Source organism: Brevibacillus sp. IT-7CA2 (assembly GCF_949767855.1).
Taxonomy (GTDB): Bacteria; Bacillota; Bacilli; order Brevibacillales; family Brevibacillaceae; genus Brevibacillus.
On record NZ_CATKQT010000044.1, the window covers coordinates 505,315 to 526,703 of the forward strand.

The window sequence follows — 21,389 nt, forward strand, 5'->3', positions numbered from 1 at the left end:
TTTTCATGGGAAGAAAATCAAGGATAGTCTACCTGCTTCGCACGTCCATATCCTCTCAACAATTCGCTGACCGTTACGAATTTATACCCTCTATTTTTCAGTTCAGGCAATATTTGTTCGAGAGCTTGAACGGTCTGTCTGCGATTGCCTCCATAATCGTGAAATAGCACGATGTCCCCATTTCGCGCGTTGTTCAAAACCTTGTTGACGATTTTTTTTACACCGGGATCGCTCCAATCACGCGTGTCTTGATGCCACGACCACATGATCACGAGAAAACCGGCTTGCTTGGCTGTATCGACGACTTTCTCGTCATAATACCCTCCCGGAGGACGAAAGAGGGTGGGACGAACCCCTGTTGCCGAATAAATCGTCTCCTGCGTTTTTTGCACCTCTTCTAACAGTCGATTCCCTGACAGCTTTCGAATATCTGGATGACTGTAAGTGTGATTGGCAACCTCATGTTGATCATTCACGAGAGATTTGACGATTTCCGGGTACTGGCTCACACGATTGCCTACGACAAAAAAGGTAGATTTCGCTTGATATTGCTTCAGCAGCGCTGCGATCTGAGGAGTGTATACCTGATCAGGGCCATCATCAAAGGTAAGGGCAATCACCTTGCTCTCTGTCGGCACTTCCCAAACGATATCTCCTCTTGTTTCGTAATACTCACGATTTTTTTCCCGGATGGCATTGGCTGTCTCGCTGAAGGAAGGGGCAAGAATAACAGCTAGCAAAAGTGGGAGAAAGAGGATATGCTTTTTCATTCGTTCACCTCGTCACCAGAGACTTTCCTGCTAGGTAGCTGTACATGATGATGTACTCCCCGTTACTATGCGACAAATCTTGATGATTATTCTTGTGTGTCTTTGTGGAAAAGACACTTGTTCTTTTTGTGTGGATAAATTAAGCTAGTTAAAGCAGAAAATGTGAGAGTTAGATGGAGGAATCAATCATGAAGGTAGCAAAATTTGGGGGAACATCACTGGCAAATGCCGAGCAAATAAAAAAAGTATGCCAAATTGTTTTGGCGGATCGGGACAGACGATTCATTGTTGTATCGGCACCTGGGAAACGGCACAAGGAAGACACGAAGGTTACTGATTTGTTAATCGCCTATGCTGAGCGATTTTTGGCTGGGGAGCCTACAGCGGAAGCGAAACAAGCAATATTCTTGCGCTATCAGGAGATTACGGCAGATCTCGGGCTTTCTGCCGAGATTGGTCAAGCGATTGAAGCGGAGCTCGGGGAGGTTCTCGCAAACAAGGCGGGCTTGTCCAAGGAAAGATTCATGGATGCGGTCAAAGCTGCGGGAGAGGATACATGCGCCAAAGTTGTCGCTCGTTATTTGCAGAGCTTGGGCGAGGTGGCGACTTACATCAATCCAAAGGATGCAGGAATGCTGGTTACAGACGAAGCAAGCCATGCACATATCCTCCCTGAAGCGTATGCCAAATTGGCGACATTGCGAGAGCGGGAGGGAATTGTCATTTTCCCTGGTTTCTTCGGCTATTCACGTTCCGGTGATCTGGTTACTTTTTCGCGCGGTGGCTCGGATATTACGGGATCGATTTTGGCTGCGGCGGTTCAGGCAGAGGTCTACGAGAATTTTACCGATGTCGATTCTGTGTATGTGGTCAATCCGAATCTGATTGCCGATCCGAAAAAGGTGACAGAGATTACGTACCGAGAGATGAGGGAGCTGTCCTATTCCGGTTTTAGTGTGTTCCATGAGGAAGCGTTGATTCCCGCGTATCAAGCAGATATTCCCGTATGCATTAAGAATACGAACAATCCGTCTGCACCTGGTACGATGATTGTGGCCGAGAGAGGATCTGCTACAAACAGAGTGTCGGGGATTGCAAGCGACGGCGGCTTTTGCAGCATTTACGTCAGCAAGTATTTGATGAACCGCGAAATTGGTTTTGGTCGCAAGCTGCTGCAAATTCTGGAGGAGGAAGAGCTTTCGTACGAGCATACTCCATCTGGAATTGATAACATTTCTGTCATTCTGCGAGAGCGCGATCTCACGGAAGAGAAGGAACAGCGGATTGTGGAACGCATCCGCCGAGAGCTGTTCGCTGATGATGTCGCTGTTCAGCATAGTCTTGCACTCGTCATGATTGTCGGGGAGGGTATGCGTCAGTCTGTGGGGACAACAGCGAGAGCCACTGCTGCGTTGGCTGCTGCGAAAATCAATCTGGAAATGATCAATCAGGGGTCATCGGAAGTAAGCATGATGTTCGGGGTAAAAGCCGAAGAGGCAGATCGTGCTGTGATTGCTTTGTATCAAGAGTTTTTTGGAGCCGAAGAACCAGTAGTTTCCTCATCGTCACAAGCCGCTTCTGTCAGTATGTAGTCGCGTGCTTCAAATGAGCCGCTATTTCCATCCTGTACCCATTGATAGACGCACCATTCCGGTTGTGCGGATGCGAGTCCCACAATCCAATAGCTGAGCGTGGGATAATGCCAGCCAGCTATGTCGCGTATAGAAGGGATTGGCGGTGTATGAGGGTGTGTATGCAAGACCCCCAACCATTGAAGATTGTGCTTGCGGATGTGCTGCAAGGCTTGAAGAAACGTTTGCCCATCCCAAGCGAAAACGTGCTTGTCGGGTGAGACAGGCATCGGTACACAGGCCGTAATCGTTGCTCCACGACCTGCGAGCAAAACAGAATACTCATAAGGAAACGCCTCTTGTGCTTCGGCCAGGAGGCGTTTCGCTACTTTTTTCGTCAGGAATATTTTGTTATCCTTAATCGCAAAGGGTTCACCCAACCAAGCGGGATTTTTCATTCGGCTTCCGTCCTTCTTCTCTATTCGGCCATGATTTGGAGGTTAGCAATCGATGACTACGATACAAGTGGGAGTTTGCGGCTGGGGCGATCAGCATGAATTGTACGTACAAGGTGTACGCAATCGAGACAAGCTGTCCGTATATGCCAGCCACTTTCCAATTGTAGAGGTGGATAGTTCTTTTTACGCTATTTTACCACAGCGAAATTACGAATCGTGGGTGAAGGATACACCTGAACGATTTGGTTTTATCGTCAAGCCTCATCAAGGGATGACGGGGCATCAACGGGGGGACGCTTCGGGAAGCAGACGGGAGTTGTTTCGTCAGTTCGAAGAGAGCATTCAGCCGGTCGTGGAGGCTGGCAAGCTCAAAGCGTTGCTGTTTCAGTTTCCTCCGTGGTTCGATTGTACCCGAGAGCATGTCCAGTATGTGACCGCTTGTCGCCAAGCCATGCAGGCGTATCCGTTTGCGGTGGAGTTTCGCCATCAAAGCTGGTTTGAATCACGGTATTCGGAGCGAACGCTGGATTTCTTGCGCAAGATCGAAGCAACACATGTCGTGTGTGATGAACCGCAAGTCGGAAAAGGCTCGGTCCCGATTGTTCCTGCCGTGACGAAGCCGTCCTTGGCGGTTGTCCGTTTTCATGGGCGCAACAAAGCGGGCTGGCGAGATCCCGGAGAGGGACAAAATTGGCGGGATGTCCGTTATTTATATCGATACAGTGAGACAGAGCTTGTAGAGTGGGTTGAACACATCAGACTGCTCGAACGGGAAGCGGATGAAGTCTGCATTTTGTTCAACAATAACTCTGGAGGAGATGCAGCAGCGAATGCGAAGCAGTTTTCGGAGATGCTAGGCCTTGCACCTACTGGTCTAAATCCTCGTCAGATGGACCTGTTCTCCACGTAGCAAGAAAGAAGGGGAGTTCATGCTTGTAGCAATTGCCATCTTGTTTGTCATCATCGGAGTCGTGGCTGGCGTCATTGGCAGCATCGCGGGTCTGGGTGGTGGGATTTTTTTCGTGCCTGCTCTGCTGTATTTTGCGAACTGGTACATGCCTGGATCGATGAACCCGCAAGTAGCAGCGGCGACTTCGCTGATCGTGATCGCGGTAACCGCCCTTTCTTCCTCTCTTTCTTATCTCAAGCAAAACAAAGTAGATAAGCAGAGTGCCCTGCTCTTTTTTATCGGGAGTGCACCAGGTGCTATTGTGGGCGTGTATCTTAATACATTACTAGCAGTGGAGGGCTTTTCGCTGCTGTTTGGCTTGTTTCAGCTCTGCATGTTCATCGTATTGATGGTCAAAGACAAAATCAAACCACGCAGAATTGAGTGGGAAGTCCAACGCCACTTCATCGACAACGAGGGAAATGAATATGTGTACGGGTATAGCAAATGGTCCGTAATTACGATTGCCTTCTTTGTAGGGATTACCTCGTCGCTATTTGGCGTGGGTGGCGGCATCCTGATGGTTCCAGCCATGATGATTCTGTTTCGCTTTCCGCCACACATTGCCACGGCTACGTCCATGCTAGTCATCTTTTTATCAGCGGTGGTTGGATCAATCACGAATATCTTCCACGACAACGTACACTGGCTGTATGCAGCGATGCTCGCACCAGGAGCTTGGGCGGGCGGAAAGGTCGGAGCGATTATTGCCAGTAAAATGAAGGGGCGCACCATCGTGCTGTTCTTGCGTGTTCTGATATTGGGAATTGCCATACAAATGATCGGAGAAGCGATTTTTGGATAATGAGACGAGAGGGAGGGGAAAGTCGTGGCTGACACCTGTACCTTACATATTTTGCACACGAATGATTTGCACAGCCATTTTGATATGATGCCGCGAATTGCAACCTGCCTGAGCATGCACCGAGAAGAGTGGGAGAGCAGGGGAAAGCATGTGCTGACGGTCGATATTGGGGACCATATGGATCGAATGGATATCCGATCAGAAGCGAGTTTTGGGAAAACAAACGTCGAGATCATGAACAGAAGCGGGATTCAATACGCGACGATCGGAAACAACGAAGGCATCACACTCCCAAAAGACAAGCTGGATGAACTGTACACAGATGCGCGCTTCACGATTATTACGGGCAATCTGTTTGAACCGACAACAAATTCTGTCCCGTCTTGGGCTGTACCATACACCATTCATACCGTAGGCGAGCTGCGGCTGGCGATCTTGGGAATGACGATTCCTTTTGGCCCCGCTTATCAAAGTATGGGATGGGAGATCAAGGAACCGATCCCGATTTTGCGTGAGCAGATTGCGGCGCTTCGCTCGTCTGTGGATGTTGTCATTTTGCTGTCGCATCTCGGCTATCAGACAGATTGTGTGCTGGCAAAGGAAGTCGATGGGCTGGATATCATTTTGGGCGGACACTCTCACCGGACGTTGCCTCGTGGAGAACGCTTAGGCGGTACCTTAATCACACAAGCGGGGCGATTTGGCGAGTATGTCGGTCATGTAGAGCTCGTCTGGGATAGGACTCATAATAGCATCAAAGACGTGCGCGCAGAGCTTTTTCACACAGAACAGTATCAGGCAGACGAATCATTGAGCCTGTTCATTGAGAGTGAAAAAGTATGGGCGGAGAATCGTTTGTTTCAGCCGATTGTTCAACTGGAGCAAGACATGCACATAGGCTGGACGGAGGAGACCCCCTATGGTTCCTTCATTGCAGCAAGTATTCGCAAATGGACGGGTGCTGAGATTGGCATGGCCAATGGAGGGCTGTTGCTTGCTGATTTGCCGCGGGGCAGCTTGTCTTTTGCCGATCTATTGCACAGTATACCCCACCCGATCAATGCCTGCGCGGTCACGATTACAGGCGCGCAGCTCACCACTGTTCTGGAGCAAGCCATTCAACCCGAAATGGTTCATCGGGAGCTGCGAGGGTACGGTTTTCGTGGCAAAATAGAAGGCTGGATGTGTGTGGACGGATTGCACATTCGCTACAGTGAAGATGACCAACCGCAAATTATCCAGATTGAAGTCAACGGGCAACCACTTGATCGCGAGCGTCTGTATCGAGTCGGGACGATCGACATGTTTATGTACAATCGCATGTTTCCCGATTTACTGCTCGGTAGTGAGGTTACGTTTTTCTTGCCTGAGATGCTGCGTGAGGTACTCGCTAACACATTAAAGGACCAGCAGATGCTGCAAAATGCGTTTCGTCCACGTTGGGAAAAGATATCGTCAACGTCAAAAAACCAATCGTAGAGACCAGTTTTTCGGGAATGCTATCGAAAAACGGGAGGAGACGAGCGATGCGCTTCATTGATGAAGTATACGAGCTGTACAGAGGACATTTTAATGGCGATGAAGAGGATATTACAGCGGTTGTCGTCGGCATTCTCGCGGAGCAGTCTCGGGATGATTTGCTGGACTTGGTCGAGGAAATGGACGAGGAAGAGCTGTTTCACATGCTCGCGACGTATATGATTGAAGTCATGAAACGAAAAGTCGCGATGGAGGATGAGCACTTTCCGACTAGCGTCATGCATTGATCAAAAACATAACTTTTTGAACTACCTTATGAAGACCTCACATTTTTCTTCTGAGCGTCATAGGATGGTAACGCTAACAGACAGGAGAGAAAAAGGAGGAATCTTGATGGTCGAGGTAGTGCCAATCCACTTTCCAGAGGGGACGGCAATTGCTGTCACCGTTCGTTTGCCCAAGACGACGCTATTGGCTGTAACGACCGATCATGGCTACATCATGTGTGGAGCACTGGATGTGGGGCTCTTAAACGAGAGGTTAGCAGCGAGGGAAATTCTTGCCGGTCGTGCGGTTGGGGTCAAGACCATACAGGAATTGCTGGATGCGCCGCTGGAGTCTGTGACGACGACAGCGGAGGAGAAGGGGATTACTGCTGGCATGATTGGTCGGGATGCTGTCGTGAAAATGCTGTAAACAACAAATGGTTTGCCTATAGAAAAAACCTTTGTCCCATGACAAAGGTTTTTACGTTTTCTCGGGCCTTGTTTACCAACGGGCTGATTGTTCTTCACAGATTCCGATCTTGCTTTGCACCGCAATCGTTTTTCCATCAGGTGTTGAGAGCGTCCCGTCATAACGGCCGATTACTTGATGCAGAGTGGTCCGCACCAACGCAAAATTTTTGTGCTCGGTTCGAGCAAAGAGCGGTGTAAAGGTGAGGCGTACCGCAGAAGATTCTTCACTCGCAAGTGTCCAAGGGAGCATCCGGTTGTCAGGATCGTAGGAAAAACGAATTTGTTCACTCAGCTTGTAGAGGACACCATCGATCATCAAGGCATTTTCCGTCATACCCGTTCCGTCTGTCCAGCCTCTACCAAAGTTAAAGCCTGCGACACCCTCCGTGTGACGGAAAGAGCAGGTCGTCCAGTTCCAACGAGTGTGATACGGCCAAACGCCACGTCCAAAATCCAGACTGGCAAAGGAATTCTGCCGATCAAGCAAATAGGTTTTCCCGTTATAGGCAATGGTGCCGTGCACAGGCCGGGCCGTTTGCTTCGATGTGAACTGAAAGCGCTCCGCACTCCACGGAATCACGACATTTAAGGACTCGGATGGCGGATCAATCACGATGGCGAGCGAGAGAGTTTTATTACCGGGACAAATGGCAGATGCTTCTACGCTCGTTCCGCTGGCTCCTGGTTGAAAGGAGACAGAGAGCTTGCGACTCGCAAAATGGCAAGGCTCATCTACGGTGGCACCCAGTCGAATCCCTGCACCAAAAGGAACCGTTACGGCACTGTCCGCGGTTTCCCCTGTCGCTAGATCAATAAAATGGACAAAGACAATGCCAGCGTAATCCAGATTGACCATCGCAATCGACATCGCACATTCAGGCGCGGTGATAAACCAAAAATTCCATTTTTTCCGGCGAAGCCAATGCCCGCTAAATTGGCAATCATGCAACGGATAACGGGACCAGCCAATCGCTTCCGGAAGCAAGCGGCCATCCTGATCACATAATGAAAGAGGCTGCGTCAATTCTTTTTCGATAAGCGACATACGATCATCTCCCTTACAAACAAGGATTCTTCCAGACAAACTCGTCTCCAGTGTCTTTCCTCGTAGACATAAAAAGAAAATCTAGAAAAAATTTCATGTAGAATCAAGTCGAATCACGCTATAATAGGGATACCCTGAGGAAAGGCGAAGGAAAGGAAATGCGACTGAAATCCATTCAAAAATGCCAGCCGGGTGATAAACTGGCTCGTTCCATCTATACAGAGAATGGAACGATTCTCGTTGGCGCCGGAGTAGAACTAACCCAACGAATGATAACTCGACTTCAAAACAAAAACGTGAACAGTCTCTACATCCAAGACAAGCGCACGGATGATATCATTGTGGAGACAGTCATTTCCGAAAATACTCGCAGACAAGCAATGTCCATGATTTACGATACATTCCAAACCGTTCATCAGGTCCCGGACAAATGGCAGCAGCTTTTTTCGGACAAGGGTTTGGGACGTAAGCTGCGGGATGTCATGCAAACCGTAGCGGATGAATTGAACAACAATAATTCAGCCATGAATTTATTGGCAGATGCTTGCGCCTTCGACAATTACATATTCACGCACTCATTTAACGTTGCCTTGTATAGCACAGCTCTCGCCATAAATACCGGCTGTTCGGAAAAAGATGTGTTGGAGATTAGTATTGGCGGTATGCTCCACGATATTGGAAAAGTACATATCCCAGACAACATTTTGAAAAAACCGGGCCGCCTTACACAAGAAGAATATGAAATCATGAAAAGACATACGGAGATCGGTTTTGAAATGCTGCGTCGGCAAGACGACATCCCTTTGCTTGCAGCCCACTGCGCTTTTCAGCATCACGAGCGCTGGGATGGCTCCGGTTATCCACGGCACTTGAAAAAAGAAGAGATTCATCCGTTTGGTCGCTTGATGGCAGTGGCTGATGTATTCGATGCCCTGACGTCGCATCGGGTATACCGTCGAGGAATGCTCCCTCACGAAGCGATGGAGGTGCTCTACTCCGGTTCAGGCAAACTGTTTGACCATGTGTATGTAGAGGCTTTGCGAAATACGATTGCACTCTATCCTGTTGGTCTGACCGTCAGCCTGAACAATGGTATGTCTGGTGTCGTCGTCGATTCGAACAAAGGAATGCCGAGCCGTCCGATCGTCAGAGTCTTGGTGGATGAAGAAGGTCGGGATATCGAGCATCCCTATGAGTGTGACTTGTCCAAAATGCTGACGCTCATGATCATCGCCTGTGGCGATTTGGTATAATCAGAGCCAGTCCTTCTTTTTGAAAATGATAAACATCGTCGTGCCGATGGTAGCCATACATCCGAGCACGATGTAATAGCCGTAGGGTGAACGCAGCTCGGGCATCACATCAAAGTTCATCCCGTATATACCCGTCACAATCGTCAACGGCATAAAAATCGTCGTCAAGGCGGTAAAAACACGCATAATATCGTTGGCTCTGCCGGCAAGCGCCGCTTGATACGCTTCGCGCAAGTTTCCGATGAGCTCGCGAAAAGCTTCAAAGCTCTCTACAATTTTGCTGGCATCCTCTACAATATCGCCAAAGTACTTCCGCAGATAAGGTTGAATCAGCGGGAGTTCTTTTTTATGTAGGGCGTCAATCAAATCCCGCTGGGGAACGAGCATTTTACGGGCGTACAAGATTTCACTGCGCAGCCCGATAATTTGATCCAGATGGGATTTTTTCGTGTGCATCAAAATTTGTTCTTCCAGATCTTCAAGCAGGTCCTCAATTTTTTCGGTCACATCAAAATAACGATCGACAATTTGATCTACCAAGTAGTACAGAAACGCATCGGGGCGATTGACTTCTTTTTCCCGGATGATCGACAGCATGGTAGTGAATTCGGGCGCCTCCTGCTTCGTTACGGTGATAATGGTGCTACTGCCCAAAAAAATATTGATCTCGCGCAAGAAGATATCATGATTGTGGAAGGTAATGCCATTGATGACCATAAAGTAATGATCATCGTAATTTTGCAGCTTGGGCCGCTGTTCCTCCTCGTCGATGCAGTCCTCGACAGCCAGATGATGCAGTCCGAACAGCGGCTGTAAAATATCCAAATCGAATGGAGCGGCATGAATCCAGTAAAACCCGTTCACAGGTGGAGTAGCAGCCTCTTCGATGTCTTCTATCTCAGTGATGATTCCGTTTTGTACGAGTCTGATCTTCATGATTGATTCTCCTGCAAGTGGATTCGGTTGCGGCGGGTAGACGGGGCCAGATTTGTGTGAGAATCAGTTCATAAGCAGAACGAAGTGCTCGGCGGCTAGGCGGAGCCTGTGATGCACGCTGTTGCTTGGGAATCGTCATGCAAGTTCGCCTCCTCGATGAAAGCCTTCATCCTATATGTATGAACGTCACCTTGTCCTTTTTCCCGCTGCGGCTAGCTGTGGTAATTCTCTTGATTCGTATTCATGCGCACCTGCCAGTCCAAGAGAGGCGATGTGATGCATGGCTCCTGCGACATCGATTGCTGTGACAGGCTTATAGGCGCGTAACGGCCCGATCCAGAGAAACGAAAGTGAGTGTGATAGCTTCGCACCGAGCTCTTCCGACCGACGGTGTTCCTGTCGCGCACCTAGTAAAAGCGAAGGGTGGAACAAATGCAGACTCGGAAGCGCCAACTCGCGCAGTGCTTCCTCCAGCTCACCTTTTACACGATTATAGAAAAAGACGGATCGGCTATTTGCGCCGATTGCTGTGATGATGAGAATCTGGCTGGCTCCTTCTTCTTTTGCCAATCGAGCAATTTCGAGCGGGTACTGATAATCCACTTTGCGAAACGCCTCGCGACTTCCAGCCTTTTTCATGGTTGTCCCCAAGCAGCAATAGATGTCTGCTCCTTCTAAAAACGGTCGGCAATCTTCCAACTGACGAAAGTCAATGACGACTGTCTGCAAGAGAGGATGCGTGAAAGGGAGCTCGTTGCGGACGACAGCGATGACTTTTCCATATGCGTCATCTTCTAAGAGAAGCTGTAGCAATGCACGACCGACGAGTCCAGTCGCTCCAAATAATACCGCACGTTTCATTTCCATAGTGTTCCTCACTTTCTACGATCCCTCTCTCTTATTTTACCGTTTCGGACGGTTTGACCAAAGCCATTTTTTGCATACTACAGATAACCTGAACAGATGAAAAGGGTGGATGTATCGACATGTGGACTAGCAAGAGGGTAGGTATGATCGGCTGTATCGTATGGATGTTGACAGGAGCTGGGTGGGGACAAGCTGCCTTTGCCCTGGAGGTGAGAGAGGTACAGCCGCCTCCGACTGTGTTCGAGGAAATCCAGATCAAACGGCAGGATGTGACAGGCGATGGTCGGCCGGATCTCGTTACGTTGCTAGGAAAGAGATTTGCGGCAGACAGTCCTTACTTCGAACACTTAAAAATCATGGTTCAAGATCCCGTTGCGAAAAAAACAACCTTTTTTACAACACCGTATGGTGCTTATCAGCCGGAGATGTTCTTCTGTGATTTTACCAGAGGGGGTGTGCAACAAATTTTACTTCAGGCACCGACTGGAGGCAGTGCAGGGACGTCTGAGTTTTATTTGTTCGCAGACAAGGACAACAAGCCGGCGATTCTGCCAGTTCCGCAGCCCTTGACGATTTCGGGCTCCTATCAGGATCATTACAAAGTGCCATTGACGATTAAGGAGACGGGGGAGACTGTCGTTCTCGATTTGTCTGATCGCAAAAAAATCTATGAAGAAAATGGTGTATACAAGAACGGGAAGCTGGTTTCTCCAGTAGAGGTCATGCCTAACACGTTCAGCGTACTCATGCCCATCGATGAGAACCGCGATGGCATCTGTGAATTAAAAGGGGAACAGAGAGTCAGTGGTGTTGCCAACGCCGATACGATCGCGTATGTGGAGTCGTACTGGAAATGGGACAAAACAAGTTGGAAGCTGCAACGGGTAGTTGTGAGGAAAGCGGAAATGTAGGCGTAGCTAGGCTCATACAACCGCCCATGGACAAGTTGGGCGGTTTACACCCGTTTGTAAAGGGGTATATAATTGAAAGGATATTCCAGAGATATATGTACTCGGATAAAAGGAGTTCAGGCTATGAGCACATGTCCGTTTTCCACCTTTTTTGGGTTGAAAAGGAAAGGAAAAAGTGAATCTTTTTTTCAGGGGGTGAAGGAAAAGGGGGAAGTGCATATTGTAGGGAAAAGCACCCTCGCAAAGCAACTAGCAATGATCAATTTGACCGAAGAAGAACTGTCCATTGTGAAAGCACTTCAGCCACTTATCATTCAAAATATTGACGCTATTGTCGACTACTTTTATGCCAGTATTGAAAAAGAACCACTTTTAATGAAGATTGTAAACCAAAACAGCACGATTGAACGGTTGAAATTAACGTTGAACCGCCATATCTGCGAAATGTTTAGCGGACGCATCGATAGCGCTTATATTGAACAGCGCAGTAGAATTGCGGTTATTCATATGCGAATTGGCTTGGAACCAAAATGGTACTTGAGTGCATTCCAAAACATGATGGTTTCCATGATTGAGCTCTTGCAAAAAAACATCGCGGACAAGGACGAATTTGTACAAGCCCTCACGGCCGTCACGAAGATTCTCAGCATTGAACAGCAAATTGTGCTGGAGGAATATGAAAACGAGCATGAAAAGGCGCGGCAAGTGGAACAAGACAAAAAGGACGAGCTGCGAATCCTCCTGACCAATTCTGCGCATGAGTTGGCAGCGGTCTCAGAAGAAAACAGCGCGTCTGTTGAGCAATTGACAGAACAGTCGAGAGAAGTGCTTCGTTTTGCTGAAAATGGCACGGGCTTTTCCGCGAAAGCACAAGACCTGTCCCGTGAAGGCAAAGAAAAGCTGGAAAAACAACAGGAACAAATGTGCTTGATTCAGAGCAGCGTCAAGCAAATCTCGGAAGAAATGAACGCGATGGAGGCAAACGCAGAAAAAATCCAAGGGATTGTAGAGGTCGTGACGGCAATTGCTGAGCAGACAAATCTCTTGGCGTTAAATGCTGCGATTGAAGCAGCACGTGCTGGCGAACAGGGACGCGGATTTGCAGTCGTAGCCGATGAGGTACGCAAGCTGGCAGAACAGACCAAAAAGTCGGTTTTCGGTGTGCGTGAGCTGATCGAAAAAACGAACGAACAGACAGTGGTCCTCTCGTCTGTCGTGGTAGAAATTCAAGCGCTGGTCCAATCGAGCACTGCGGTAGTAAACGAGACGAATGCCTTTTTTGAAGGAATCATGAGCGCTGTCTCAGACAGTAAAGAACAGAGCTCACGGATTCAACGGGAGCTGGAAAACTTCTTCAAAGTCATGGAAGATATGAACCAAGCGGTTGCACAGGTAGCCAGCTCTGCAGATGAACTGTCGGAAATAACAGAAAACCTGTAAAAAAACAAAAATCAGTATTCAGTTGTCGGTTCAGAGGGGCAATATTGGCGGCAATTACGCAATGGAGGACTGTAGACGTTTACGGAAACAACCGGACTTTGTCCATTGTTGCGAATGGCGTGAATTTCCCCAGGCTCTACAAAATAGTATTCACCCGAGCTGACATGAGTTGTTTGTGCTCGTTGTACTTCATTTTCATTATTCGTTTGGACATAAATCATATTCGTTAGCGTACCTGAGACTACCAATTCCCATCCAAAAGAGTCACCGTGATTATGCGGAATGGATTCCTGATCTGCCGGCAAATGGATCAAGACAACCTCTACATGTGGCGTGGAGAATAATACTTTGCGTCCATAGGGCAGGTTTAGCGGCTCCGGGATGTATGGACCGAGTTGTTCCATGCAGGGAGACAGAGAAATGAGAGCGTGTCTAAGCTGGGCAGGAGTAGGCGAAACGAGGGACCCAAATGCTTGTTCCAGACGTTCCAGATTCATAAATAACCTCCCAAACGAAAGTCATACTCCCTACACCATATGTTCAAATTTCAAGTGTAGTGATAGCCTGAGCTTGTCCAAAAGGAAATTATTTACCATTATTATTGCATTGTAAATCAACAGGATTACTTGAGTTTAAGGCGCTTTTAGAGAAAAAGCGTCTTTTTTGTGCTATCGACAATCAGCTGACTCAACACCTATTATGGAAGTACGGCAACAAATGCCGTACAGGACGATTTGGGGAAGCGTCCCCCTTCGGAATGGTTCGAGAAACATAGGCTTTTTCTGATTTTCATTCAAGAGGAGGCATGCGCATGTCAACTGCCATAATCAGTGTACGCACCCACTAGAGGGGGGCGTTGATTCAAACCACCTGTCATGATCGGGAGGTTTGGATGTAGATGAATAAGAAATGGTATTTGTATGTCAATGCGTTGTCATCCTTAGGATCACGGATGAATTTGATCGCGTGTAGCGCGTTGATTTTTACATTTGAACATAGTGCTTATTGGATAACCGCTTTTTTTGTTGCAAGACAACTAGGAGGAATGCTGTTTAGTCCCTTGGCAGGCATATTGGCTGATCGAATGGACAGAAGGCGCACCATGATCGCAAGCGACATGGGAGCAGGTCTTGCTATTTTGGTCATCGCTTTTTATCCGACGCCGTATGTATTAATCGCAGCGGCTTTTCTCAATGGAATGCTGTATACGTTGTTTCATATTAGCTTTCAGGCATCCTTGCCACAAATATTTGGGAGTGAGCAACTGGTTCAGGTCAATGGATTAAAGGTCAGGCTGGAGTCATTGGTAGGCATCATGGGCTTCATGCTGGGAGGATGGCTGACTGATCATTATGGTTATACGATTGTGATCGTTTTGGATGCCGCTAGCTTTCTTTTCTCTGCATGGATTCTGACGAGACTTCGTTGGGAGGAGAAGGGGAACAATGCGCTAGCTACGTCAAAAGCAGCGAGTAGCATTCGTGTCACCCTTCGTTACTTGCGGGATACACCCGTGCTTCTGACAATTAGCCTGTTAGCTTTTCTCGTATCGCTGAGTACGTCTGCGTATAATTACGGGTTGCCTTTTTTGGCGGATCAATTGCGTGGTAGTGACGCTACCCTGCACGGATTGATGTGGACGGCGATGAGCGTCGGAGGCTTGATTGGCTCCTATGTGGCAGCTCGTTTGCGGGTGAAGCTGGTGAACGGGATGCTCGTTGCTTATGCTGTTTTTTCCGTGGGGATTGTAGGGGCATTCGCGGCAAACGATGCTGTGTCTGTGCTATTGCTCTTGATTTTCGCGGGTCTATTTTCCGGCGCAGCACAAGTTTATGAGAGCACACTTTTGCAACAAGCCCAAAACGAGCTGCGCGGCAAGGTGATGGGGGTGCAGGGGCTCTTGAGTCGAAGCGGGTACTTCGCTGGTTTTCTCATGGCTCCATTCTTGGCGGGTGTCTTCACTTTGCTTGGGATGCTGGTCTTTGCCCAATTGATGTTCGTCGCAGGACTGATCGGATTTAGCTTGTATCTCGTTTTTTCCCCGAAAAAATAGAAATAGGGCCTCTGGAACACGTAGTCTTTTTTCCACCTTCTAACCATAGGATGTACCAGTTGGGAGGTGTCGGGATTGGCCGTATTTCGACCCCGTCGGCGTTGGAGAAACCCGCTTTCACGTACGAAAGCGTTTTTGATCGCGTTGGTTATCTTTTTTGTCTTGACGATACAGACCCTTGTGTTTTTGCAAAATCGATTGGAGCCTACTCTTGTGATCCTGGCGACGCAAAAAGCCGAGCAATTGGCGAAAGAAGCGATAACAGATGCCGTAACCAAGCGGATTTCGCAACAAGGCGTCGACTTCAATCAGATTGTCAAAATCGAGAAGAACAACGAGGGGCAGATTCAGGCGTATCAGTTCAACTTCAAGGAATATGCGAGAATCGTGGGCGAAACAACAGCGAGAGTCCAGAACAAGCTCCAAGAGTTCGAACAAGAAAAAGTAGACCGCACGATCCCGCTTGGTTTGGCTACAGGGAACTCCTTTTTGGCATCGATGGGGCCGAATTTGCCAGTGACTTTTGTGCCCATTGGCTCGGTCAAGACCAAGCTGGAGACAGAGCTGAAGGAAGCAGGCATCAATATGGTGCTGGCGACGGTATATATTTTCGTGGAGGTCGATCTGCGCATCGTTATCCCTTTTGCGACTGAGGAGCAGACGGTCACGACGAAAATCCCGATCACCCATTCCTTGATTATTGGCGATGTACCGACGTATTTGTACAACAACCCGGAAGGCAAGCCGGATGTGCCGCGGATCCCTGGGGATACACCGAGCAGCACTCCGTAATCGCTGAATAGGAAAAAGCGGCAGCGCGTTGCTGTCGCTTTTTTCATAACGCTTTAGGAAAGAAGGAATAGCGTAATCGTGGACTTGAAAAAACTACACTACTTTATTGCAGTAGCAGAGGAACTGCATTTCAATCGCGCTGCGAGTAAACTGAATATGACGCAACCACCGTTGACTCAACAAATTCAAAGTCTTGAGCAAGAACTTGGTGTGAAGCTGTTGGAGCGGACCAAGAGACAGGTTCGTCTTACGGCAGCAGGCGCGATTTTTTTGGATGAATCCAGAAGAATTGTTTCCCAGTTGGAACGAGCCGTTACGAGAACAAAACAGGCAAGCCAAGGGAAAATTGGACATTTGTCCATTGCATTTGTAGATTCGGCAGTGGGCGGTATGCTGGTTCATGTCATAAAGGGATTTCGTGAGCGGTTTCCCGAGGTGGAGCTGTCTCTATTAGAAATGACATCTGCCGAACAACGGAAAGCTTTACAGGACGGTAAAATTGATGTTGGCTTCCTTCGTGTGGCAGAACCGTCCATCCATATCACTTCTCGCTTGTTTACTAACGAAACACTTGTTGCCGTACTGCCCAAGAATCATCCCCTTGCCTTACAGGCAGTTCTTTCGGTACAGGCATTAGCGGACGAGCTTTTTATTTTGTTTCCGCATCGGATGGGGACTTCGTTTCACGACCTCATTTTAGACTTTTGCAGGCAACATGGATTTTTGCCTCACATCGTGCAGGAAGCTGTTCAAATGTATACCATTGTGAATCTGGTAGCTGCTGGTATTGGTATCTCCATTGTTCCCTCTTCGGTAGCTGTTTTCCAACGCAGTGATGTCGTATTCCGAACTTTTATCGAAGAGCCACCGCAAGTCCCACTCTATGCCGCTTGGAAAACAGATAGAAACGAGCCTGTTCTGGCAAACTTTCTGGATGTGATGGAAGAAACAGCATCTTAGCCTGTTTTCTTGGGGTCAAACTCTGCTACTCCCGCTAACAGGTGATTGATTTGCTTCATGACTTGAGGATCTAGTTTGACTCCTGAAGCTTTGACGTTTTCTTTGATCTGTTCGGGGCTCGAGGCGCCAATAATAGCGGAGGATACATGCTGGTTTTGAAGAACCCATGCAACGGCAAGTTGCGGAAGCGTCAAACCGGCTTCTTGGGCGATCGGCTTGATTCGCTCTATTACCTGAAGAACTTCTTTTTGCAGCCATTGTCCGACTAGTTTATCGAAAAAGGGAGATCCGGCGGTCGAAGCCGCTCGGGAGTCCTCCGGTAGCGGTTTGTCGGGTGCATATTTTCCGGAAAGGATGCCTTGCGCCAGTGGTGACCAGACAATTTGTCCGATTCCTTCACGCTCGCACGCTGGTATGACCTCGGCTTCAATCACACGCCACAGCATGGAATACTGAGGTTGACTGGCTACGAAGGGAACCCGATATTCCTTTGCCAAAGCAGCTCCCAGTTTTATTTGCTCTGCCGTCCATTCACTTACTCCTACATAAAGAACCTTTCCTTGCCGAACCAAATCGGAAAAGGCCAAAAATGTTTCCTCCAGCGATGTAGTCGGGTCAAAACGATGTGCATAGTAGATGTCAATGTAATCCGTTTGCAATCTGCGAAGGGAAGCGTGGCAGGCTTCGATGATGTGTTTACGGGAGAGACCCCGATCGTTTTTTCCGGTACCGGTCGGATGAAAAACCTTCGTGCACAACTCAATACTTTCACGATGAATCCCCTTTAAAGACTCACCCAAAATCGCTTCCGCTCTTGTCTCGGAATACACATCAGCAGTATCGAACGTGGTGATTCCAGCGTCTAATGCAGCATGTACGCAGGCTTGTGCTGTGGTGTCATCTACTTGTGCACCGTGAGTGATCCAGTTTCCCAATGCAATTTCGCTTACGGACAAGCCACTTTTGCCAAGTTTCCGATATTCCATGAAGTCCTTCCTCCTTCCAAATTTAAACAGATTATAACAAGTGTAATTAAATATGGAAAATACATAAAACAGTCATAAATAATATGAAAAACATATTATTTAGACCAGTCTGTATTCATTTACCAAGGTTTGTTAAATATTCACATTCTCTGCAAGCATTTGCCGCTATGATGAGAGTTGGATGTGATACCTATGAAGAAACAAAAGAAAATCCTCTTTCTCATCTTGTTAGTGGCAGGAACTCTGCTCGATTGGTCCAGTAGTCAGCAAAAACAGGACGTCGATCTTTACACGATAGGAATGGTGATTGCCAATGAGGATCGAAAAGATAAAGTAGCGGGATTGAAGGCAGGATTGCAATCGTTAGGTCTCAGTGAAGGAACACGTGTTCAGTATGCGCCTGTTTATTTGAATACGGTTCAGACGCTAGAAGAGGAGAGTTCCCTTGTCCAGGGCTTGATTTCAAAAAAGCCGGATGTAATCGTAACGACAGGGGCGCACGAGACCTTTTTGATTCAACAGGCGTCAACGACGGTTCCCATTGTTTTTATTGGTGTTGCCTCATTGGTTGAGCTACCCCTTGTTGAGACCGAGGGGACGGTTACGTGTGGCATCAGCAACGGCCAAATGAATGTGATTGGGAAAAGATTGGAGCTGACAACTCGTTTGTTGCCTGAGGCCAAGCGCATTCTGATCATTGCCGATTCTCATGCTCCTACGACAGAGCAAGCCATCGTAGAAGCCGAATCAGCTGCTTCCTCGCTTGGCGTTCGTTTGCAGGTGGAGCAGGTTGCTTCCCCAAGAGATTTAGAGCAATTGCTCAGTAGGCTCTCTCCAGGAGAATACGACGCCATGCTTCCTTTACCTAGCTATGTTCTGGAAGACGCGATTACCGATTGCTTGCCTCTTTTGATCGAGAAGCAATTGTTTGTCATGGGCTCTTACCCCGAGCAGGTGAGGGCTGGTTTGTATGCCGCTTACGGCGTTTCTTTTCATGCACAAGGTATGCAAGCTGCTCAGATGGTGGCTCGGGTGTTGGATGGAGTCCCTCCTACCGCTCTGTCAATCGAATGGCCGGATGACGTGCGGTTAGCTGTCAATGCCACTTCGTTGTCCAAGCTTCCCATTACCGTAACCGATCAACAGTGGTCACTGGCACAAGAATGGTATGGAGTGAGGAACAAATGAGGAGGAGCAGACTACCGCGCATCAATCGACTGAAGACAAAAATGCTCCTGTTTGGGCTATGCATGTCCATCATCCCTTTTCTGATTCTTGGTTATATCAATTTGCTTACCAGTAAAGATAAGGTTCGAGAAGAGGTAGACAGAGCCAATCAGATCTACGTGGAAAATACGTTGGCGCAGCTAGACATGCTTTTTTTACATACGTCACAATCCATGCAAGTGGTTCAGCAGCGTTTTCTCAATGAACGCCCTATTGATGAGGATGCTTATTTCTTGCTGAATACGTTATTGAAAACTTCTCCTTACATGGAGGAAGTCGCGCTTTTTAATCAGGATGGAGAGCCGCAGTATTTGCTGAATCGTTGGAAACATCAAAAGCTGGACACGCCCAGAGAGCGAGACAACCAACTTCTTTCCGCGATCCAGTCGGGAAAACCATACATCGGAAGCATTGTCCGATCAGCAGAAGGGAAGCTGCTGGTAACTGTAGCGATCCCTCATGTATCTGCCAACGGTGTAAAAGGCGGCATGTACGCAAAGCTCAATGTAAAACAGTTACTCGAACAGGTCACACTGCGAGCTAGATATGAAAACGAGGCCTATTTGTTCGTCACAGATGGGAAAAGCGATAGGTTTGCCGATCCGTTTATGCTGGGCAAGCCTTCTGATGGCTCTTTGACCTATTATGAACAAGCGGTTCCTCCCTCCTGGACACTACCAGATCAAACTGACAAGCCTGTTATCCGTACGTATCAAGCTTCCAATGGAGATGTCATGGTCAACTATGCCATGCGCTCTTCTGTCACACATTGGGTCATTATGCTGGAACAGTCGAGCCAAACGGCATTTGCTGCCTTTTCAAAATTGGAACAATCTCTGCTCTTTACGACCTTATTCATCGCACTTATCGTTTTGGGGATTAGCATTGTGTTCTCTGTCTCGTTTAGCCGATTAATGGAAAAGATCGAATCAGCTGTGCAAAAAATCGCAGGTGGCGACTTATCCGTACGAATACCAGTGACGACCTCAGATGAAATTGGCAGGCTAGCAGCGTCCTGCAATGAAATGGCACAGAATCTGGAGATGAAGACCAATCAGCTTCTCGAAGAAAAGAAACGGCTTGATCTCGTCGTCAGTGGCATGGGGATGGGGCTGATTCTCGTAGATGAATCTTTTCGCATTCGCTGGATTAACCAAACAGCGTCGGCGTGGTTCCAGGATGCGGCTCATCTTCTGGGGAAAGACTGCCTTCAGACGATTGGTCAGCAATTCAGTTCATGCAGTAGTTGCATGCTCCGAACGAGGCAAATGGTAAACCAAAAGCAGACTGACCTTATTTCCTCCAGAGTCGATCAGGATGGACGTGTCCGTTCTTATCGACATCAGGTTTTCCCTCTGCATCCGGAGAAAGAGTCGTCTGCTTTTCTGGAGGTCATCGAGGACATCACGGAGAAACGAGAGCTAGAAGCCGCTATCGCACAAGCGGACAAGCTCGCTGCTATTGGACTCTTGGCGTCGGGCATCGCTCATGAAATCAATAATCCATTAGGCATTCTGTCGTTGTATGGACAAGACTTGCGAGACCGTCTAGTGGACGAGGATATTCGAGATTTGCAGGACACAGGAGAGCTTGCCCAATACTTGGACACGATGGACAAACAAATTAACCGATGCAAGGAAATCACGACCCGATTGCTGCACTTTTCGGGGAAATCACCAGTTACCGTAGAAAAAGTAGATATTCATCAAGTCCTATCAGACATTCTCATTCTTTTGTCCCATGAAATACGCGTAAAACAGGTAACGGTAAGCCGGTCTCTGTTGGCCTCTGCTCCTTTTCTTCTCGCTACGCCTGGACAACTTCAGCAGATCTTGCTCAATCTGTTAACCAATGCGCTGTACGCGACCCAGGAGCGAGGAAATATTGAGATAGCAACTGATTCTCCATCAAATGATCGACTCCGTCTGTGGGTCAGAGATGATGGATGCGGTATACCCACAGCAGATTTGCCACATGTTTTGGAGCCCTTTTATACAACCAAGCCTCCTGGAAAAGGGACTGGTCTCGGGTTATCGGTCTGCTACGGGATTGTGACGAATTTAGGTGGAGAAATCGAGATCGAAAGTACGCCGAACAAAGGCACGACTGTAACGGTCATCCTGCCGTCGGCAAAGGGGAAATGAACAAAA

Annotated in this window: 22 protein-coding genes; 14 read left to right on the forward strand and 8 right to left on the reverse strand. The window is 48.1% G+C overall.

Going from position 1 to position 21,389, the window contains the following annotated elements; translation table 11 throughout:
• Positions 1 to 17: 17 nt before the first annotated feature.
• The gene (locus ACM6JA_RS22085; protein ID WP_414854052.1) at positions 18 to 770 is read right to left on the reverse strand and encodes a polysaccharide deacetylase family protein; all 753 of its coding nucleotides are present in this window, start codon (positions 768 to 770) and stop codon (positions 18 to 20) included.
• Positions 771 to 958: 188 nt separating this feature from the next.
• Between ACM6JA_RS22085 and ACM6JA_RS22090 the strand changes: the two genes are divergently transcribed.
• The gene (locus tag ACM6JA_RS22090) at positions 959 to 2,362 is read left to right on the forward strand and encodes an aspartate kinase (protein ID WP_414854053.1); all 1,404 of its coding nucleotides are present in this window, start codon (positions 959 to 961) and stop codon (positions 2,360 to 2,362) included.
• Here the strand turns inward: ACM6JA_RS22090 and ACM6JA_RS22095 are convergent.
• Positions 2,293 to 2,799: a M67 family metallopeptidase gene (locus tag ACM6JA_RS22095; RefSeq protein ID WP_414854054.1), complete on the reverse strand. Its 507-nt coding sequence runs from the start codon at positions 2,797 to 2,799 to the stop codon at positions 2,293 to 2,295. The two genes, ACM6JA_RS22090 and ACM6JA_RS22095, sit on opposite strands and share 70 nt — an antisense overlap.
• A 52-nt stretch (positions 2,800 to 2,851) precedes the next feature.
• Between ACM6JA_RS22095 and ACM6JA_RS22100 the strand changes: the two genes are divergently transcribed.
• From ACM6JA_RS22100 to ACM6JA_RS22120, 5 genes are all read left to right on the forward strand, one after another.
• A complete protein-coding gene (locus ACM6JA_RS22100; protein ID WP_414854055.1) occupies positions 2,852 to 3,709 on the forward strand; it encodes a DUF72 domain-containing protein in 858 nt (285 codons plus the stop codon).
• Between the two features lie 19 nt (positions 3,710 to 3,728).
• Complete coding sequence (locus tag ACM6JA_RS22105) at positions 3,729 to 4,553, forward strand: sulfite exporter TauE/SafE family protein (protein WP_414854056.1); 825 nt, start codon at positions 3,729 to 3,731, stop codon at positions 4,551 to 4,553.
• A gap of 24 nt (positions 4,554 to 4,577) precedes the next feature.
• Complete coding sequence (locus tag ACM6JA_RS22110; protein ID WP_414854057.1) at positions 4,578 to 6,032, forward strand: bifunctional metallophosphatase/5'-nucleotidase; 1,455 nt, start codon at positions 4,578 to 4,580, stop codon at positions 6,030 to 6,032.
• A gap of 47 nt (positions 6,033 to 6,079) precedes the next feature.
• Positions 6,080 to 6,319, forward strand: coding sequence for a DUF6154 family protein (locus ACM6JA_RS22115; RefSeq protein ID WP_007715645.1), 240 nt, complete (start codon positions 6,080 to 6,082; stop codon positions 6,317 to 6,319).
• A gap of 106 nt (positions 6,320 to 6,425) precedes the next feature.
• Positions 6,426 to 6,728 (forward strand): YunC family protein, encoded by a 303-nt coding sequence (locus ACM6JA_RS22120; RefSeq protein ID WP_007715663.1) that lies wholly within the window; start codon positions 6,426 to 6,428, stop codon positions 6,726 to 6,728.
• A 72-nt stretch (positions 6,729 to 6,800) separates the two neighbouring features.
• Here the strand turns inward: ACM6JA_RS22120 and ACM6JA_RS22125 are convergent, their stop codons facing one another.
• Positions 6,801 to 7,814, reverse strand: a complete 1,014-nt coding sequence (locus ACM6JA_RS22125) for a DUF2804 domain-containing protein (RefSeq protein WP_414854058.1) — start codon at positions 7,812 to 7,814, stop codon at positions 6,801 to 6,803.
• Positions 7,815 to 7,972: 158 nt separating this feature from the next.
• Here ACM6JA_RS22125 and ACM6JA_RS22130 point away from each other — a divergent pair, with 158 nt between their 5' ends.
• Positions 7,973 to 9,067, forward strand: coding sequence for an HD-GYP domain-containing protein (locus tag ACM6JA_RS22130; RefSeq protein WP_414854059.1), 1,095 nt, complete (start codon positions 7,973 to 7,975; stop codon positions 9,065 to 9,067).
• Here ACM6JA_RS22130 and corA read toward each other — a convergent pair whose 3' ends face one another.
• Genes corA through ACM6JA_RS22145 form a run of 3 tightly spaced genes read right to left on the reverse strand, consistent with a single transcriptional unit; the run spans position 9,068 to position 10,864 of the window.
• Positions 9,068 to 10,003 (reverse strand): magnesium/cobalt transporter CorA, encoded by a 936-nt coding sequence (corA, locus tag ACM6JA_RS22135; protein WP_414854060.1) that lies wholly within the window; start codon positions 10,001 to 10,003, stop codon positions 9,068 to 9,070. It abuts the gene before it with no gap.
• Positions 9,966 to 10,142, reverse strand: a complete 177-nt coding sequence (locus ACM6JA_RS22140) for a hypothetical protein (RefSeq protein ID WP_007715675.1) — start codon at positions 10,140 to 10,142, stop codon at positions 9,966 to 9,968. Before ACM6JA_RS22140 ends, corA begins: the two co-directional genes overlap by 38 nt.
• Before the next feature lie 47 nt (positions 10,143 to 10,189).
• Positions 10,190 to 10,864: an NAD(P)H-binding protein gene (locus ACM6JA_RS22145; protein WP_414854061.1), complete on the reverse strand. Its 675-nt coding sequence runs from the start codon at positions 10,862 to 10,864 to the stop codon at positions 10,190 to 10,192.
• A 125-nt stretch (positions 10,865 to 10,989) separates the two neighbouring features.
• On the opposite strand from ACM6JA_RS22145, the gene ACM6JA_RS22150 reads away from it, so the two are divergent.
• The gene (locus ACM6JA_RS22150; protein WP_414854062.1) at positions 10,990 to 11,781 is read left to right on the forward strand and encodes a hypothetical protein; all 792 of its coding nucleotides are present in this window, start codon (positions 10,990 to 10,992) and stop codon (positions 11,779 to 11,781) included.
• 123 nt (positions 11,782 to 11,904) lie between these two features.
• Positions 11,905 to 13,221, forward strand: a complete 1,317-nt coding sequence (locus ACM6JA_RS22155; protein ID WP_414854063.1) for a globin-coupled sensor protein — start codon at positions 11,905 to 11,907, stop codon at positions 13,219 to 13,221.
• An 11-nt stretch (positions 13,222 to 13,232) separates the two neighbouring features.
• On the opposite strand, the gene ACM6JA_RS22160 is transcribed toward ACM6JA_RS22155, so the two are convergent.
• Positions 13,233 to 13,718 (reverse strand): cysteine dioxygenase, encoded by a 486-nt coding sequence (locus tag ACM6JA_RS22160; RefSeq protein ID WP_414854064.1) that lies wholly within the window; start codon positions 13,716 to 13,718, stop codon positions 13,233 to 13,235.
• Positions 13,719 to 14,119: 401 nt separating this feature from the next.
• Here ACM6JA_RS22160 and ACM6JA_RS22165 point away from each other — a divergent pair, with 401 nt between their 5' ends.
• The 3 genes from ACM6JA_RS22165 (at position 14,120) to ACM6JA_RS22175 (ending at position 17,026) form a co-directional block, all read left to right on the forward strand.
• Positions 14,120 to 15,274 (forward strand): MFS transporter, encoded by a 1,155-nt coding sequence (locus ACM6JA_RS22165; RefSeq protein WP_414854065.1) that lies wholly within the window; start codon positions 14,120 to 14,122, stop codon positions 15,272 to 15,274.
• Between the two features lie 66 nt (positions 15,275 to 15,340).
• Positions 15,341 to 16,066 carry a sporulation protein YunB gene (yunB, locus tag ACM6JA_RS22170; protein WP_414854066.1) on the forward strand — a complete coding sequence of 242 codons (726 nt, stop codon included), beginning with the start codon at positions 15,341 to 15,343 and terminating at the stop codon, positions 16,064 to 16,066.
• Between the two features lie 78 nt (positions 16,067 to 16,144).
• On the forward strand, positions 16,145 to 17,026 hold the full coding sequence (locus ACM6JA_RS22175) for a LysR substrate-binding domain-containing protein (RefSeq protein ID WP_414854067.1): 882 nt from the start codon (positions 16,145 to 16,147) through the stop codon (positions 17,024 to 17,026).
• Here ACM6JA_RS22175 and ACM6JA_RS22180 read toward each other — a convergent pair.
• On the reverse strand, positions 17,023 to 18,012 hold the full coding sequence (locus ACM6JA_RS22180) for an aldo/keto reductase family protein (RefSeq protein ID WP_414854068.1): 990 nt from the start codon (positions 18,010 to 18,012) through the stop codon (positions 17,023 to 17,025). The two genes, ACM6JA_RS22175 and ACM6JA_RS22180, sit on opposite strands and share 4 nt — an antisense overlap.
• A gap of 192 nt (positions 18,013 to 18,204) precedes the next feature.
• On the opposite strand from ACM6JA_RS22180, the gene ACM6JA_RS22185 reads away from it, so the two are divergent.
• Both ACM6JA_RS22185 and ACM6JA_RS22190 read left to right on the forward strand, forming a co-directional pair.
• On the forward strand, positions 18,205 to 19,200 hold the full coding sequence (locus tag ACM6JA_RS22185) for an ABC transporter substrate-binding protein (protein ID WP_414854069.1): 996 nt from the start codon (positions 18,205 to 18,207) through the stop codon (positions 19,198 to 19,200).
• Positions 19,197 to 21,383: an ATP-binding protein gene (locus ACM6JA_RS22190; protein ID WP_414854070.1), complete on the forward strand. Its 2,187-nt coding sequence runs from the start codon at positions 19,197 to 19,199 to the stop codon at positions 21,381 to 21,383. The genes ACM6JA_RS22185 and ACM6JA_RS22190 overlap by 4 nt, the downstream gene beginning before the upstream one ends.
• Positions 21,384 to 21,389: the final 6 nt, after the last annotated feature.

Bases quoted from the DNA above. Each gene is read 5' to 3' on its own strand.
- ACM6JA_RS22085 (WP_414854052.1), bottom strand. From the start codon at position 770: ATGAAAAAGCATATCCTCTTTCTCCCACTTTTGCTAGCTGTTATTCTT.
- ACM6JA_RS22090 (WP_414854053.1), top strand. From the start codon at position 959: ATGAAGGTAGCAAAATTTGGGGGAACATCACTGGCAAATGCCGAGCAA.
- ACM6JA_RS22095 (WP_414854054.1), bottom strand. From the start codon at position 2,799: ATGAAAAATCCCGCTTGGTTGGGTGAACCCTTTGCGATTAAGGATAAC.
- ACM6JA_RS22100 (WP_414854055.1), top strand. From the start codon at position 2,852: ATGACTACGATACAAGTGGGAGTTTGCGGCTGGGGCGATCAGCATGAA.
- ACM6JA_RS22105 (WP_414854056.1), top strand. From the start codon at position 3,729: ATGCTTGTAGCAATTGCCATCTTGTTTGTCATCATCGGAGTCGTGGCT.
- ACM6JA_RS22115 (WP_007715645.1), top strand. From the start codon at position 6,080: ATGCGCTTCATTGATGAAGTATACGAGCTGTACAGAGGACATTTTAAT.
- ACM6JA_RS22120 (WP_007715663.1), top strand. From the start codon at position 6,426: ATGGTCGAGGTAGTGCCAATCCACTTTCCAGAGGGGACGGCAATTGCT.
- ACM6JA_RS22125 (WP_414854058.1), bottom strand. From the start codon at position 7,814: ATGTCGCTTATCGAAAAAGAATTGACGCAGCCTCTTTCATTATGTGAT.
- ACM6JA_RS22130 (WP_414854059.1), top strand. From the start codon at position 7,973: ATGCGACTGAAATCCATTCAAAAATGCCAGCCGGGTGATAAACTGGCT.
- corA (WP_414854060.1), bottom strand. From the start codon at position 10,003: ATGAAGATCAGACTCGTACAAAACGGAATCATCACTGAGATAGAAGAC.
- ACM6JA_RS22140 (WP_007715675.1), bottom strand. From the start codon at position 10,142: ATGACGATTCCCAAGCAACAGCGTGCATCACAGGCTCCGCCTAGCCGC.
- ACM6JA_RS22145 (WP_414854061.1), bottom strand. From the start codon at position 10,864: ATGAAACGTGCGGTATTATTTGGAGCGACTGGACTCGTCGGTCGTGCA.
- ACM6JA_RS22150 (WP_414854062.1), top strand. From the start codon at position 10,990: ATGTGGACTAGCAAGAGGGTAGGTATGATCGGCTGTATCGTATGGATG.
- ACM6JA_RS22155 (WP_414854063.1), top strand. From the start codon at position 11,905: ATGAGCACATGTCCGTTTTCCACCTTTTTTGGGTTGAAAAGGAAAGGA.
- ACM6JA_RS22160 (WP_414854064.1), bottom strand. From the start codon at position 13,718: ATGAATCTGGAACGTCTGGAACAAGCATTTGGGTCCCTCGTTTCGCCT.
- ACM6JA_RS22165 (WP_414854065.1), top strand. From the start codon at position 14,120: ATGAATAAGAAATGGTATTTGTATGTCAATGCGTTGTCATCCTTAGGA.
- ACM6JA_RS22180 (WP_414854068.1), bottom strand. From the start codon at position 18,012: ATGGAATATCGGAAACTTGGCAAAAGTGGCTTGTCCGTAAGCGAAATT.
- ACM6JA_RS22185 (WP_414854069.1), top strand. From the start codon at position 18,205: ATGAAGAAACAAAAGAAAATCCTCTTTCTCATCTTGTTAGTGGCAGGA.
- ACM6JA_RS22190 (WP_414854070.1), top strand. From the start codon at position 19,197: ATGAGGAGGAGCAGACTACCGCGCATCAATCGACTGAAGACAAAAATG.